Consider the following 15,091-nt stretch of genomic DNA (forward strand, 5'->3'; position numbering starts at 1 on the left):
GTTATGCCCCCTTGAGGTGCTGAGAGATCTTTCGGGCGGCTTCGGCTGGGTCGGGTTGGCCGCAGATCGCGGACACAACGGCCATTCCATCAGCACCAGCCTGCAGGACCTGAGTTGCATGGGACGCCGACAGACCGCCGATGGCCACTGTGGGGTGGCCGCTGACGCCACAAAGCTTAGCCAGACCATCCATCGAAAGGGGCGGCTTATGGTCGGGTTTTGTGCCAGTTTCAAAAACGGGACCAAGGCCGAGGTAGTCGACAGGAAGCTGTTTTGCGGCGCGAACGGTCTCTTCGGTCTCACAGGACAGACCAAGGATCTTGTCCGCGCCGATCCGCGCGCGCACCACAGCGGCCGGTGTATCATCTTGCCCGACATGTACGCCGTCCGCATCAACCGCAATTGCCGTTTCCACGTCGTCATTCACGATGAACGGCACTCCCGTGCCCTTAAGTAAGGTCTTTAAAGCGTTCGCAAGTTCGTTGCGTTTTTTTGGCGTCGCAGTCTTGTCACGCAACTGTACCATGGTGACGCCGCCTTTGACGGCCGCAGCGACCGTCCGGGCGACCCCGAAGGAGCCACAAAGCGTTGTATCCGTTACCAGATAGAGGCGCAGGGCGCTTCGGTCTAAAGCCATGTCAAACGGTCCTCTTGTGCGAGATCGTCTGGCTGGATCGATGCCAACCCGTCGATGAAATGGACCGCAAACGTGCCGGGGCCGTCCGCTTTCGGCTGCGCGATCTCGCCAGCGGCACCGAAAAGGACCGATGCTGCGACGCAGGCCTCAAGGGGTGAGGTGACCGCTGCGAAGGCACCCATCAGGCCGGTTAGTGAACATCCTAATGCGGTGACCTTCGGCATCAGATTTGACCCGCCTGAAACCCTGACCGAGCGCGCGCCGTCGGTGATGAAGTCAACCGCCCCCGACACCGCAATGACTGCTTTCTGGTCAGACGCCAGTTCTCGCGCTGCGGCTTCAGCCTGAATCACGTCGTCGCCCGCGTCCGCGCCTTTCCCTTGGGTGGCCCATCCCGCAAGCGCCAATATCTCAGACGCGTTGCCGCGGATAATTGAGGGGGAAAGCGCTAGAAGATCTTGTGTCGCTTGGTGCCTGTAGGGCGTGGTGAAATGCGCCACCGGGTCCAAGATCCACGGGATTTCGGCATCTGTCGCCGTTCTGGCCGCCGCCTTCATACCGGCCAACCAAGGGGCGGACAGCGTGCCGATGTTAATTGTCAGAGCCCCGGCAAGGCCAACGAACTCCGCAACCTCTTCTTCGGCATGCAGCATGGCGGGCGAGGCACCGGCCGCCAGCAGGACATTTGCTGCGACATTCATTGCGACGTAGTTGGTGATGTTGTGGACGAGGGGGGCTTGGTCTCGAAGGGCGCTCAAGGCATCGGCGGGTCCCATGCATGCTCCTTATGCTGTAAAGGGACCACGTGCGGGGGACGTCCGCAGTTGCCTCCCTCCGCCAGCATTATCTGGTTCAGGTTCGAAGGGTACATCTCAGCCCGATGGGCGCCCCTGGCTCTGATAGTCAGTTAGGCTTGCAGGGCAGGGATGTCAAACCACCTGCCCGGCGCATGTCAGCCGACGACGGATGCCTCCAGAAGAGCGGCTGAATAGGGGTGTATCGCCTGATGGTTTCGCAGGGTTTCGACGCCCATGATCTCAACCACCTCACCATCTTTCATGACCGCCAGCCGATCACACATGTGGCCGACGACTGCCAGATCATGAGACACCATCACGAAGGTCAGTTGGCGCGCGTCCCGCAGGTCCGTCAGAAGGTTGAGAATTTCGGCCTGCACCGAAACATCCAAGGCCGATGTCGGTTCATCAAGCAGCAAGATGTCGGGCTCACCAGCCAGAGCCCGCGCAATCGCCACGCGTTGCCTCTGGCCGCCAGATAGCTGGTGGGGATAACGGAACCTGAACCGATTGCCCAAGCCAACGTCGTCCAGCAGCTTGGCGACCCGCGCGTCGATGTCCCTGAACCCATGCAGATGAAGCGTTTCGCCCAAAACCTGATCGACGGTGTGTCGCGGATGGAGAGAGGCATATGGGTCCTGAAACACCATCTGGACCGTCTTGTAAAACGAGCGGTCCCGCTTGGCGCCCGATAGCGACGCACCGTCAATTGAAATGCGTCCTGACCAGTTCCGCGCAAGCCCGGTGATGGCCCGAAGAATGGTGGACTTCCCAGATCCGCTTTCCCCGACAAGGCCGAAGCTTTCACCGGCCGCGACTGTGAAGCTCGCGGATTTCACGGCATCTACCCTGTCGCGTCCATCGCCGAACCAGACGTTGAGATCTTCTACGTCGAGCATGCTCATGTGCGGGCATCCACGCTGGGCGCGTCGGCCCATGCATCGTCCCGTTGCAGTACGTCAAGATATTTGCGCGGCGCATCCAGCCGGGGCAGGGAATTCAGCAATCCGCGTGTATAGGGATGTTTGGCATCGTGCAGATTGGCGGCATCGCAGACTTCCACGATACGCCCTGCATACATGATCAGAACGCGGTCGCAGAACTCGGACACGAGGTTGAGATCGTGACTGATGAAGATCAAACCCATGCCGCGGTCCCGCACCAAATCGTCTATGATGCTCAGGATCTGACGCTGCACAGAAACATCAAGGGCCGATGTCGGCTCATCCGCGATCAGGATTTTCGGGTTCGGGATCAACATCATCGCGATCATGATCCGCTGCCCCATGCCGCCCGACATCTCATGGGGGTACGCGCGTAGAACACGGTCGTGATCGCGGATGGATACTGCGTCCAGCATCTCGATTGCCGTCTGCCGGGCTGCAGCGCGGCTGCCCTTGTTGTGCAACTGATAGGCTTCGATCAGCTGCTCGCCGATGGTCATCACGGGGTTCAGCGAAAACTTGGGGTCTTGCATCACCATCGAGATGTCTTGTCCGCGTACCTTGCGCATGTCGCGTTCGGGCAAGTCCAACAGGTTGCGCCCCTCCAACGCGATCCGGTCCGCCTCAACCATGCCAGGCTTTCGGATCAAGCGCAGGATCGCCCGCCCGGTCATGGACTTGCCCGACCCGCTCTCGCCAACGATCCCCAGCCGTTCGCGGCCGAGCGAGAACGAGATCCCGCGAACGGCATCAAAGGTGCCTTGCCGGGTCGGAAACTTTACCCACAGATTTTCGACCTCAAGAAGCGTCATTGGCCGCCATCCTTCGGATCGAGCAGATCACGTAGCCCGTCGCCCAGCAGGTTGAAGGCAAGTGACACGGTGAAAATAGCGAGACCGGGCATGGTCGCGACCCACCAGTGATCGAGGATGAACCTGCGCCCCTCCGAGATCATGGCACCCCATTCCGGGCTGGGAGGTTGCGCGCCGAGGCCTAAAAACCCCAGCCCGGCTGCCGCAAGAATAATCCCCGCCATGTCGAGCGTCACGCGCACGATCAGGGACGAGATGCAAAGGGGCCAGATGTGTTTCGTAATGATCCTGAGCGGTCCGGCCCCTTGCAACCTGATCGCGGCGATGTAGTCGGACGACCGGATCGTCAGGGTTTCGGCCCGTGCAATCCGCGCGTAGGGGGGCCAAGCTGTCAACGAGATCGCAAGCACTGCGTTCTCGATCCCGGCACCAAGTGCTGCGACAAAGGCCAGCGCCAGGACAAGGCGCGGGAAGGCCAGAAAAATATCGGTCGTTCGCATCAAAACTACGTCGACCCAACCGCCAGCATACCCTGCAACCGTACCGACCAAGAGGCCAACGATCGGGGCAATGAGGGCAACAAGCGCAACGATATAAAGCGTGATGCGCGAGCCGTAGATAAGACGGCTCAAAATGTCCCGTCCCAGACTGTCCGTGCCAAGAAGGTGACCTTCGGTGCCCAAAGGTTGCAGTCGATTGCCAAGATCCTGCGCCAGCCAGCTATAGGGGGCCAGAACGGGGGCAAAGGCTGCAGTGAGCAGAAGAAGCACCAGAATACCCAGTCCAAACATCGCCATCGTATTGGACCGAAGCGACAGCCAGCCCTTGTAGAGACTGGCCAGCCTTGCGTGGCGACGTGAGGTTGGCGCGTCGGTCAGAAGCCAACCGCGCAGAGTTTGGGAGCCGCTCATTTCGACCTCGGATCAAAGACGCGATAGAGCAGGTCGGAAAGGATGTTCAGGACGATAAAAACCATTCCCACTACCACCGTGCCGCCCAGCACCGCATTCATGTCTGCAGACAAAAGGGCCGTTGTGATGTAACTGCCGATCCCCGGCCAAGAGAAAATGATCTCGGTCAGCACAGAGCCTTCAAGGAGGTTGGCGTAGCTCAGGGCGATCACGGTAATTAATTGCACGCGGATGTTTCGAAACGCATGGCGCCAAATCACCGCCCGCTCTGACATGCCTTTGACACGGGCTGTGGTGACATATTCGGCGCTCAGTTGCTCCAGCATGAAGGATCGCGTCATGCGGCTGATATAGGCCAGACTGAAATATCCCAGAAGAGTGCCCGGCAAGATCAGGTGGCTGAAGGCGTTGCGAAATACATCCCAATTCCCAGCGAGCGCGGCATCAACAAGGATCAGACCGGTTCGGGTCGGGACGATATCCATGTAAAAGATGTCCAGCCTGCCGGGGCCACCGACCCATCCGAGAATGCCGTAGAAAATCAAAAGCCCCATGAGGCCCAGCCAGAAGATCGGCATCGAATATCCGACAAGGGCCACGACGCGTGCGATCTGGTCAATCCAGGAGCCGCGCTTGACGGCGGCGATCACGCCGAGGGGGATGCCAGCGATCACGCCGATCAAAACACCGAACGTGGCAAGTTCCAGCGTGGCAGGAAACACGCGGGCGATGTCTTCTGCAACAGGTCGTGCGTTGAGCAGCGAGACGCCGAAATCGCCGCGCACGACGTCCCAGAGATAGTAAAGAAACTGAACGAAAAGAGGTTTGTCCAAGCCAAGCTGTTCGTAGGCCGCATCATAGGTCGCGCGGGATGCCTGCTCGCCGACGATGGAAAGCACCGGATCAATTGGCATCACCCGACCGATCACGAAAGTGATAAACACCAGTCCCAGCATCGTCACAGCGATGGAGCCGAGCGTCAGCGCAGTGGCCTTAGCGAAGGCCAAAACCCTTGGGGCAAAGGGCGCGCGGGGGCGCCTTTCGCCAGAGTTATCGGTCAGAGCCATTTACTTGGTGACCTGCCAGTAGGACGCTGCCGTGATGGCCTGACCGGTCGAGAAATCGGTCACGTTGTCCTGCATCGCGGATTGCTCGATCTGTTGGAACATCACCACGAACGGTGACGTCTCGCGGAACTGGGCCTGAATTTCTTCGTACATTTGAGCCCGTGCATCCCGGTCGTTTTCCGTCACTGCAGCTTCAACCTTTTCCGTCAGGCCGCCCGTGTCCCAAGAGTTCCGCCACGCCAGAAGGCCAGTAGCCTGGGCCTCGTCGCTGTTATCCGGGTTGTAGGCAAACGTGCCCGCATTGGTTTGCGGATCCGGATAATCCGGACCCCATGCGCCGAGATAGACATCAAGCTCGCGGGCGCGATAGCGCGACAGGATTTGCTTGGCCGTTCCCACGGTGATGTTCATCGTAACGCCGACCTGTGCCAGTGCGTTCTGCAGCGACTGTGCGATCTCGATCCGCTCTTGAGCCTCGCGCACGCCGACCTCGATCTCAAGGCCCTCGACACCTGCCGACGCCAGAAGTTCACGGGCTCTTTCGATGTCAAGCGTAAACGGTGCTTCGTCCGAGGCGCCCAGATATGTCTGCGGCAGGAAGTTCTGATGGATTGTGTATTGGCCGTTTAGAAAGCTGTTTTTCATGCCCTCGTAATCGACCAGATATTTGAAAGCCTGCCGTACTTCTGGCTTCGATAACTCCGGGTGTTTCTGGTTGAGGGACACGTACATCAGACGGCCCTTCAACTCGTCGACGATCTTGACACCGTCCACCGAACTTGCACCCGCCACGTCCTCGGGATTTAGGTTCCGGGCAATGTCGATGTCGCCCCGTTCCAGCAGCAACCGCTGGGACGCGCTTTCGATCACATGCCGGACCACGACCCGCTCCATAGCAGGAGCGCCCAGGTAGAAGTCGGGATTGCTTTCCAGCGTCACGCTTTCATTGGGCCGCCAGTTGACCAGCTTGTAAGCCCCAGACCCGGCGGAGTTCGTCTTGAGCCACGTATTGCCCATATCGCCATCAACCTCGTTGGCCATGACGGTTTCCATATCGACGATACCGCCAATTGTAGCGGTGAGGCAGTTCAGCACGAAGGACGTTGCATAGGGCTTGTCTGTCGTGATCGTGACGGTGTTTCCGTCCGATGTGATGGTCTCTTCGACATTCTCAGCGGTAAACCCGAATTGCGTCAGAATGAACGACGGTGTCTTGTTCAGGATTACGGCCCGACGGAGAGAAAATACAACGTCTTCTGGGCGGACAGGGTTGCCGGAGTGAAAGGTCAGATCGTCGCGGATCGTGAAGGTGATCGTGGCACCGTCTTCGCCCACGTCCCAGCTTTCTGCGATCTCGGGCTGGTAGCCGGCCTCCAGATCGTTGGGATCGAAATTCACCAGCTTTTGGTAAATGTTGCGGCTGACATCAGAGCCTGCGAACTCAAAGCTCTCGGCCGGGTCCAACGTGGTGATGTCATCAATGCGGTGAGCGATCACCAGCATGTTGGCGGGCGTTTCCGCAAATGTCGCGGAGCCCGCGCTGACCGCAACCGCAAGCCCGATGGCTGCGCTGGTCAGTAATCTGTTAAAGGCATTCATTTTTTCTCTCCTGTTGTGTGTCGTGAATGGTTGTCCAGCTGGATGTCTAGGAACCCCAGGTTTTTTCCAGAACGCGCAACCAGTTGGCGTGGCACAGTTTTTCGATGAGTGGCTCACCGTATCCGTGCTCTTTCATTGCCTGTGTGAGTTTCGGAAGATCAGCCGCGGTGGTCAGGTCTTTCGGAACAATCGCCCCATCATAGTCGGATCCAAGCCCGACGCGGTCTTCGCCCAGTTTTTCGATAAGATGATCTATGTGGCGCAGCATCTGCGTGATCGGCACATCGGCCAGCATCCGGCCGTCGTCCCTCAGGAAAGCCACCGCAAAGTTCAGGCCAACCATGCCGTCACTTTCCCGAATTGCATCCAGTTGCGCGTCAGTCAGATTGCGGGCGTGCGGGCATATGGCGTGTGCATTCGAATGGGTCGCAACCAGCGGTTTTTCTGAATGACGCGCGACGTCCCAGAAGCCCTTCGCGTTGAGATGGGACAGGTCGACCATGATGCCGAGCGCATTGCATTTCTTGATGAGCTTGATGCCCAGATCAGTTAGCCCATCGCCGATGTCCGGATCACTGGGGAAACGGAAGGGCACCCCATGGCCGTAGATCGTAGGTCTGCTCCACACTGGTCCAAGCGATCGAAGGCCGGCCTCATAGAAGACGTCCAGTGCATGCAAATCCGGGTCAATCGACTCGGCACCTTCGATATGGAAGATGGCCGCGATCTTGTTGTCCTGCATTGCACTCCGGATATCCGAGGCGCTGCGGCAGACCAACAATACGCCCTGCCGTTCCAACTCGAACAAAATGGCCATCTGCGCCAGCGCGACAGGCAACGCATCGTCCACCTCAATTTGCTGGGGCAGGGGCAGATCGTAGGACGGTTTGGTCATTTCCTTAAACTTGAAGTCAAGGTCGATCGGCGAGGGGATGTAAACTGCGAAAAACCCACCCGCGAAACCGCCGGTTTTAGACTTTTCAAGATCGATTGCGCCTTGGCGTCCCGTCTTGAACGTGTCTGCCGCTGGGACGCCGCCAGACCGGTAAAGTTTAGACAGAACATCGTTGTGTCCGTCGAAAATTTTTAAAGTTTTAGAACCCAAATCATCCCCCAAGACGATCTGGACAGGTTAACCATAACTCTGTCATGTCCTACCGAAAATAGAATGAGTATTACTCATAGAGTTAAGCATTTGGGCGATAGGTCAAAAAATGAGCAAATCGAAAAGTTGGCATTCGATCCCGGAATATCAGGCCCTACGCGCTGTCATGCAGTCCGGAACCACGACCGGGGCCGCGGCACAGCTTGGGCTCTCCCAGTCTGCGATCAGTCGCTCGATAGCTAATCTGGAAGGGCGGATCGGAAAGATGCTCTTTGAGCGGGATGGCGGGCGACTGCGTCCGACGCAAGAGGCCGTGAGGCTGAACTTTCGCCTCGACCCGTTGTTTGACGCCCTGAACCGGATCGAAGGTCCAGACGAGCCAGTGCAGGAGACCATGCGTTTGATCGCGCCACCGACCTATTCTCACCGGTTTCTCGTGTCGCAGGTGGCAGGCTTTTTGAAGGCCAACCCGCATTTCTTCGTCAGTCTGGAGGTAAACACCTCCGACGGTGTGATCCGCGGCATACTGGAGGACCGGTTCGATCTGGGTCTGATCGGCGTCGATCTTTCACGGGCGGGCCTAAAACTGGCGCCCTTCCGTCGATCGTTGGCCGTTTGCGTTCTGCCCAAAATGCACGCCCTTGCAAGCCGGGCGCAGATAGAGCCAAAGGATTTTGAAGGTCAGAACCTGATTGCGCTTAGCCACCGACATGCCCGCCGTGCTCAATTGGATCGTATGTTTCAAGAAACCCGGACGCGGCCAAACATCGTGGCAGAGGTCACAACGTCTTTTGCCGCCGCTGATCTTGTTAAGGAGGGACTAGGCATCGCAGTGATCAATCCGTTCCCGCTCTATCAATACCGCTCGGAAGAGATCGTGTTTGTGCCCTTCGTTTCCCCCATCCGCTACACCACCTACTTTCTGACGTCCGATCAACGACCGGTCCCGCGAATTGCGCGGGCGTTCATGCGGCACATGCGGCTGCATACGCACCCAGACCCCTTCACAGAGAAGGTCTAGCCAAGGACCGAAGCGGGAATTTGATTTGACAACCTGTCGCACCACGTCCCCAATACGATACCCGCGATAGACTGGAGAATTTTGATGCGTACCACGCTTGCGATTGCCGCCACCCTCATAGCCACGGCGGCTCATGCGGAAACCTTCACCTGGGCGGGCAACACTGACCCCCAAACGATGGACCCCCATGCGGTCAACTCGGCACCTGTTCTTGGTTTTCTGAACAATGTCTACGAAGGCTTGGTGCGGCGCGGGAAGGATATGACCATCGAGCCTGCGCTCGCCACAAGTTGGGAACCTATCGGCGACGGTGAAGGGTGGCGTTTCATATTGCGCCAAGGCGTTAAATTCCATGGCGGACAAGAATTCACCGCAGAGGATGTGATCTTCTCCTACGAGCGGGCCTCCAGCGAGCAGGCAGACACATCAAGTTGGTTTGCTCCAGTCTCTGAGGTGAACATGGTTGACGATTATACCGTCGATATTTTGACCACCGCACCCAATCCGATCTTTCCCGATAGCATCGCAAACTGGATGATTATGGATGCCGGATGGGCCGCCGAAAATGGCGCGGAGCGGCCTGCAAAGGATGCCGAGAATTATGCAACCCTGAATGCCAATGGCACGGCCGCATTTCAACTGGTGGAACGTCAGCCCGGCCTGAAAACAGTTCTCGAACCATTTGCCGAATGGTGGGGCGACGCCGAACACAACATCACCAGGACGGAGTTCACGCCGATCCAGAACTCCGCGACCGCTGTTGCTGCGCTGCTTTCGGGCGATGTGGACATGATCAATCCGGTCCCCATTCAGGATGCCGGACGGATCGCCAGCCGCGATGGTGTAAAGGTTATTCAGGGGATCGAGGCGCGGGTGATTATGCTGGGCTTTCCGCATCAAGCGGCTGAGTTGAAATACGGTGCCGATGCGGGACAGCCGAATCCATTCGCAGACGCCAAGGTCCGGCAGGCGGTGGCCCACGCCGTCAACGTCCCCGCAATCCTGCAAACGATAATGCGCGGCAACGCAGAGGCCGCCAGCCAGCTGGTCAGTCCAGCCATGCGTGGATATTCAAGCGGTCTGGCCGAGCGTCCCGCCTATGACGTGGAAGGTGCGAAGGCGCTGCTGGCGGAGGCCGGATATGCAGATGGGTTCTCTTTCGGTCTGAAATGCCCAAATGACAGGTACTTGAATGATGAGGCCGTGTGTCAGGCAATCACCGGTATGCTCGCGCAGATTGGCCTGAAGGCGGAACTCGACGCCATGCCTGTCCGCAACTACTGGCCGGAATTGCGCGAAGATAATTTCGACATGTATCTCTTGGGATGGTCCCCGGGAACCTTTGACGCCGAGCATCCCATCCGCTTCTTGGCCAGCACGCCCAATGAAGAAAAGAAGCTGGGCAGCTGGAACTTCGGCGACTACTCGAACGCAAGGGTTGACGAGCTTCTGCCGATGATCCAGTCCGAAATCGACGATGCCAAACGCCAAGGCATGCTGGATGAGGTGACGCAGATTCTGCAAGAAGAAACAGCCTATGTGCCGCTCTATGTCCAACCGCTTGTCTGGGGCGCGCAGGAAAACATAGAACTGACTCAGCGGCCCGATGATTTCTTCATTCTGCGGTGGGTGACCGTCAACTAGGCACACCAACCAAACGATAGATTGTGAGGGGATTTCCCCGGGTAACGCTTGACGTTCCAGAACGCTCGTGGACTTACTCTCACAATGCTTGCCTATATCATCCGCCGTGTCTTTCAGTCCCTCGTTGTCCTTCTTGTGGTGGGCCTCGTGGCCTTTTCCATGTTCCGGTTTGTCGGCGATCCGATCGACAACATGCTGGGTCAGGAACGCACGCAGGCGGATGTAGAGCGTCTTCGGACGCAACTGGGTCTCGATCAGCCCTTTCCCGTCCAGTACTATAAATTTCTGGAACAGGCCGTTCAGGGCAACTTCGGGATATCCTATCGGCAAAGCCGCCCAGTGTCCGAAATCATTGCCGAACGGGCACCTGCAACGCTGGAACTGGCGGCGGTCTCCGGGCTCTTCGCGCTTGGGCTTGGCATCGGTTTGGGGGTGTTTACTGCGATCAGGCGAGACGGAATTGCCTCGAATTTGATCATGAGTCTGTCACTGGTCGGGGTGTCTTTGCCGACATTTCTGATCGGGATATTGCTTATCTACGTGTTCTCGGTGGAGCTTGATTGGCTCCCGTCTTTCGGGCGGGGGGAAACGGTGGCTGTCGGTGGGTGGACCACCGGATTTCTGACACCTTCGGGTCTCAAGGCTTTGATTTTACCGGCGATTACACTGGGGCTCTACCAGATGACACTAATCATGCGACTGGTCCGATCCGAGATGCTTGAGGTCTTACGTCAAGATTATATTCGGTTCGCGCGCGCCCGCGGCCTTCGAGAAAAATCCGTGAACTTTAGACATGCGCTGAAAAACACATTGGTTCCTGTCATTACGGTGACGGGACTTCAACTGGGCGCGATCATTGCATTCGCGATCATTACCGAAACGGTGTTCCAGTGGCCCGGTGTCGGCTTGCTCTTCATCAATGCCATTCAGTTTGTCGATATCCCGGTTATGGCGGCGTACCTGATGCTGATCTCGGTGATGTTTGTCGGCATCAACCTTATCGTCGACCTGCTGTACTTCGCGATCGACCCACGGCTTCGCATCGACGGGAGACACTGATGACCGATTTTCCGCTACCCTCGGCAACCAAACGACCGTCTCGCTTCAAAACCGCGTGGGACAGCGATTTTGCCTATGCATTCCGGAAATCGCCTGTCGCGATCATCTCTGCGACGATGGTGTTCCTGCTGATGGCGGCGGCGGTGTTTGCGCCCCTCATTGCCCCCTTTAACCCATTCGATCCCGCATCTCTCAACCTGATGAACGGGTTCACGCCGCCGTCTGAGGCCAATGCGTTCACAGGTGACAGCTTCCTCATGGGCACTGACGATCAGGGACGCGACGTGTTTTCCACCATTCTCTACGGCATGCGGATTTCACTTTTTGTGGGCTTCGCTGCAGTTCTGTTCGCCCTTGTTTTGGGTGTCACGCTTGGCTTAATCGCGGGTTACGTCGGCGGCTGGACAGAGACATTGATCATGCGGATCGCTGATGTTCAACTGACGTTCCCGTCTATTCTCGTGGCCATGCTGATCACGGGCGTCGCCAAAGGTTTCACGCCAGTTGAATACCGCGATCAACTTGCGATTGTCGTGCTGATCGTCGCGATTGGTTTGTCGGACTGGGTGCAATTCGCCCGTGTCGTGCGCGGAGCCACACTGGTTGAGCGCAACAAGGAATACGTGCAGGCGGCACGTCTGATCGGGCGATCTGGCCCCGCAATCATGGTGCGTCACATTCTGCCCAACGTTTTGAGCCCTGTTTTGGTGATCGCCACGATTTCGCTGGCGCTGGCAATCATTGCCGAAGCCACGCTGAGCTTTCTGGGGGTCGGTGCGCCGCCCACCCAACCGTCACTCGGCACGCTCATTCGGATCGGGCAGGATTACCTTTTCTCCGGCGAATGGTGGATTTTGTTTTTCCCCGCCGTCACACTTCTTGCGCTTGCGTTGTCGGTCAATCTTTTGGGCGACTGGTTGCGGGACGCGCTCAACCCACGACTGCGCTGACACCCACATAGCCGACACAAAGGATATCACCATGAAGTTCACAACCACGCTCGCCGCAGCACTCCTATGTGCAACTCCGCTCTTTGCGCAGGATGAAGAACGTTTGGAAGCCGCGCGCGCTTACGTTGAAAGCGACGTGCAGCAAAAGTTGATGACCGACATGCTGTCGCCGGAGATGATCATGGCGCAAATGGGACCTGCACTGCAGCAAGTGCCGACGGAACAGTTGGAGATCATCACGAACATCGTCTCCGAAGAGGTTAACCGCATCCGTCCCGCCATGGAGCAGGCGATGATCCAGGGCGCTGCAACGACCTTCTCACTGGAAGAAATCGAAGCGCTGACGGCCTTCTATTCATCCCCTTTGGGGGCGTCTGCCATGTCGAAGATGACACCTTTCATGCAAAGCACGATGGGCACACTTCAGCCCGAACTGCAGGCGATGCAAAGCCAAGTGATGCAGCGCGTGCAGGCCGAACTCCAACAGTAAGAGACCCCGTGACAACACCTGTTCTATCCGTCCGCGATCTGGTCGTGGAAATTCCCACACGCGAAGGCATTCTGCGCCCCGTCGACAATGTGAGCTATGACATTGCTGCTGGCGAGATTCTTGGTGTCGTTGGCGAATCCGGTGCCGGAAAGTCCATGACCGGCAACGCTGTGATCGGCCTTCTGGACCGCCCCGCGCGGATCACCAGCGGCGAGATACACGTCAATGGCGCGCGGGTGGATGATCTTCCGATTTCGCAGCTGCGCAAGAAGCGCGGCAAAGAGATCGGCATGGTGTTTCAGGACCCGCTGACCTCGCTCAATCCCTTGCTCCCGGTCGGCGAGCAATTGGCCGAGACGATCAGCGAGCATCTGGATGTATCAAAGCCCGAGGCCCGCGCCCGCGCCATACGCGGGTTGGAGGAGGTCGGTATTCCTGCCGCAGCAGAACGGATCGACAGTTTCCCCCATGAGTTCTCGGGGGGTATGCGGCAACGGGTGGTCATTGCGCTGGCCCTTTGTGCAGAGCCCTCGCTTGTGATTGCGGATGAACCCACGACTGCGCTTGATGTCTCGGTGCAGGCCCAGATCACGGCTCTGCTGAAACGTCTTTGCAGGGAACGTGGGATGGCGGTGATGCTTGTGACCCACGACATGGGTGTGATTGCCGAAACAGCCGACAGGGTTGCGGTGATGTATGCAGGCCGTCTGGCCGAGCTTGGCCCGGTCCGCGATGTCGTGACCGAGCCGCACCATCCCTACACGGACGGTCTGATGGGCTCGACACCTATCGCTTCCAAGGGACAGGCGCGGTTACGTCAGATCCCCGGCAACATGCCTCGGCTGACGGCGATGCCGAACGGCTGCGCCTTCCACCCGCGCTGCACTTACGTGCAGGACAAATGCCGCGTTGATCCGACACCCAGACTTGGCGGCGCGGACCCCAGAGCGGCCTGTTGGTATCCTCTGCGCGGTGCTGATGTGGAGCAAGCATCATGAGCGGGCTTGTTTCCGTCCGCAACCTGACGCGCATCTTTGATGTTTCAAAGCCTTTGTTGAACAGGATTATCGAGCGGCTGCCCAAGCGAAAGCTGACTGCCGTGTCCGACGCCAGTTTCGAGATCGAGGAACGCTCGGTTTATGCGCTTGTCGGCGAAAGCGGGTCTGGCAAATCGACTATAGGCAAAATGATCGTCGGCTTGCTGAGACCCAGTGAAGGTCATGTCGAGATCAACGGAATTGATCTGTTTCGTGAGACGGATGCGGAAAAAATCGACAGTGTGCGCAGTGATATCCAGATGATCTTTCAGGATCCATATGCCTCACTCAACCCCCGCTGGAAAGTGCGCGATATCGTCATCGAACCACTTGTGGCGCGGGGTAAACCAGCGGATGGCGTGGCCGAGAAATTGCTGGAGCAAGTGGGCCTGAGCGCCAATGACGCCGACAGGTTCCCGCATCAGTTTTCCGGTGGACAACGCCAGCGGATTTGCATCGCGCGCGCCTTGGCCTCAGAACCGAAGCTTATCGTGTGTGACGAGCCGACGAGCGCGCTTGATGTGTCTGTTCAGGCGCAAGTTCTGAACCTGATGAGCGATCTGAAAGACGAGTTCGGGCTGACTTACCTCTTTATCAGTCATGACCTGACCGTCGTGCAGCATATGGCGGACAAGATCGGCGTGCTTTATCTTGGACGGCTGGTCGAAGAAGCCGCGCCTGAGGATCTATTTGCCAATCCTAAACACCCCTACACGCGCATGCTTCTGGATGCGGCACCGCGGATGGACGGGTTCGGGCGTGAGATCGAACCGCCTGAAGGCGAAATCCCGGACCCGATTAACCTGCCTTCGGGCTGCGCTTATCATCCGCGCTGTCCGATCGCGGTGGACCGCTGCAGCCGGGAACGTCCGTCGCTTGAACGCAAGGGCGCGTCTCGCGTGGCCTGTTTTCTCGCAGAATAGCGATAATCCGACACCCTTACTGACCTATGTATGCGCTGACGTAGCGTGATCGCGTGACTGAAAATCTGGTGAATTATTTCATAAGGTTGCTACAG

General features: G+C 57.9%; 15 protein-coding genes and 1 riboswitch. Of the genes, 7 read left to right on the forward strand and 8 right to left on the reverse strand.

What is annotated here, in order from left to right:
- Position 1: 1 nt before the first annotated feature.
- The 8 genes from thiE to KIN_RS15265 all read right to left on the reverse strand — a co-directional run bounded on the left by thiE (position 2) and on the right by KIN_RS15265 (position 7,872).
- Positions 2-637: a thiamine phosphate synthase gene (gene thiE / locus KIN_RS15230; protein ID WP_159808599.1), complete on the reverse strand. Its 636-nt coding sequence runs from the start codon at positions 635-637 to the stop codon at positions 2-4.
- Positions 628-1,413, reverse strand: a complete 786-nt coding sequence (gene thiM / locus KIN_RS15235; protein WP_159808601.1) for a hydroxyethylthiazole kinase — start codon at positions 1,411-1,413, stop codon at positions 628-630. Before thiM ends, thiE begins: the two co-directional genes overlap by 10 nt.
- Before the next feature lie 36 nt (positions 1,414-1,449).
- Positions 1,450-1,539: riboswitch (TPP riboswitch) on the reverse strand.
- Between the two features lie 50 nt (positions 1,540-1,589).
- Positions 1,590-2,339 carry an ABC transporter ATP-binding protein gene (locus tag KIN_RS15240; RefSeq protein WP_159808603.1) on the reverse strand — a complete coding sequence of 250 codons (750 nt, stop codon included), beginning with the start codon at positions 2,337-2,339 and terminating at the stop codon, positions 1,590-1,592.
- On the reverse strand, positions 2,336-3,190 hold the full coding sequence (locus tag KIN_RS15245; RefSeq protein ID WP_159808605.1) for an ABC transporter ATP-binding protein: 855 nt from the start codon (positions 3,188-3,190) through the stop codon (positions 2,336-2,338). The genes KIN_RS15240 and KIN_RS15245 overlap by 4 nt, the downstream gene beginning before the upstream one ends.
- Positions 3,187-4,101: an ABC transporter permease gene (locus tag KIN_RS15250; RefSeq protein WP_159808607.1), complete on the reverse strand. Its 915-nt coding sequence runs from the start codon at positions 4,099-4,101 to the stop codon at positions 3,187-3,189. Before KIN_RS15250 ends, KIN_RS15245 begins: the two co-directional genes overlap by 4 nt.
- Entirely contained in the window at positions 4,098-5,168 is a 1,071-nt protein-coding gene (locus KIN_RS15255) for an ABC transporter permease (protein WP_159808609.1), read from the reverse strand. The genes KIN_RS15250 and KIN_RS15255 overlap by 4 nt, the downstream gene beginning before the upstream one ends.
- Positions 5,169-6,767, reverse strand: a complete 1,599-nt coding sequence (locus tag KIN_RS15260; protein ID WP_159808611.1) for an ABC transporter substrate-binding protein — start codon at positions 6,765-6,767, stop codon at positions 5,169-5,171.
- Positions 6,768-6,813: 46 nt separating this feature from the next.
- Complete coding sequence (locus tag KIN_RS15265; RefSeq protein ID WP_159808613.1) at positions 6,814-7,872, reverse strand: dipeptidase; 1,059 nt, start codon at positions 7,870-7,872, stop codon at positions 6,814-6,816.
- A gap of 109 nt (positions 7,873-7,981) precedes the next feature.
- On the opposite strand from KIN_RS15265, the gene KIN_RS15270 reads away from it, so the two are divergent.
- From KIN_RS15270 to KIN_RS15300, 7 genes are all read left to right on the forward strand, one after another.
- A complete protein-coding gene (locus KIN_RS15270; RefSeq protein WP_159808615.1) occupies positions 7,982-8,893 on the forward strand; it encodes a LysR family transcriptional regulator in 912 nt (303 codons plus the stop codon).
- A gap of 84 nt (positions 8,894-8,977) precedes the next feature.
- Entirely contained in the window at positions 8,978-10,537 is a 1,560-nt protein-coding gene (locus tag KIN_RS15275) for an ABC transporter substrate-binding protein (protein ID WP_159808617.1), read from the forward strand.
- Between the two features lie 84 nt (positions 10,538-10,621).
- Complete coding sequence (locus tag KIN_RS15280) at positions 10,622-11,596, forward strand: ABC transporter permease (RefSeq protein ID WP_159808619.1); 975 nt, start codon at positions 10,622-10,624, stop codon at positions 11,594-11,596.
- Positions 11,596-12,546 (forward strand): ABC transporter permease, encoded by a 951-nt coding sequence (locus tag KIN_RS15285; RefSeq protein WP_159808621.1) that lies wholly within the window; start codon positions 11,596-11,598, stop codon positions 12,544-12,546. Before KIN_RS15280 ends, KIN_RS15285 begins: the two co-directional genes overlap by 1 nt.
- 31 nt (positions 12,547-12,577) lie before the next feature.
- Positions 12,578-13,036 carry a DUF2059 domain-containing protein gene (locus tag KIN_RS15290; protein WP_159808622.1) on the forward strand — a complete coding sequence of 153 codons (459 nt, stop codon included), beginning with the start codon at positions 12,578-12,580 and terminating at the stop codon, positions 13,034-13,036.
- 8 nt (positions 13,037-13,044) lie between these two features.
- A complete protein-coding gene (locus tag KIN_RS15295; RefSeq protein ID WP_159808624.1) occupies positions 13,045-14,034 on the forward strand; it encodes an ABC transporter ATP-binding protein in 990 nt (329 codons plus the stop codon).
- On the forward strand, positions 14,031-14,996 hold the full coding sequence (locus tag KIN_RS15300) for an ABC transporter ATP-binding protein (protein ID WP_159808626.1): 966 nt from the start codon (positions 14,031-14,033) through the stop codon (positions 14,994-14,996). The genes KIN_RS15295 and KIN_RS15300 overlap by 4 nt, the downstream gene beginning before the upstream one ends.
- Positions 14,997-15,091: the final 95 nt, after the last annotated feature.

The organism is Litoreibacter roseus (assembly GCF_009811795.1).
GTDB classification, from domain to species: Bacteria; Pseudomonadota; Alphaproteobacteria; order Rhodobacterales; family Rhodobacteraceae; genus Litoreibacter; species Litoreibacter roseus.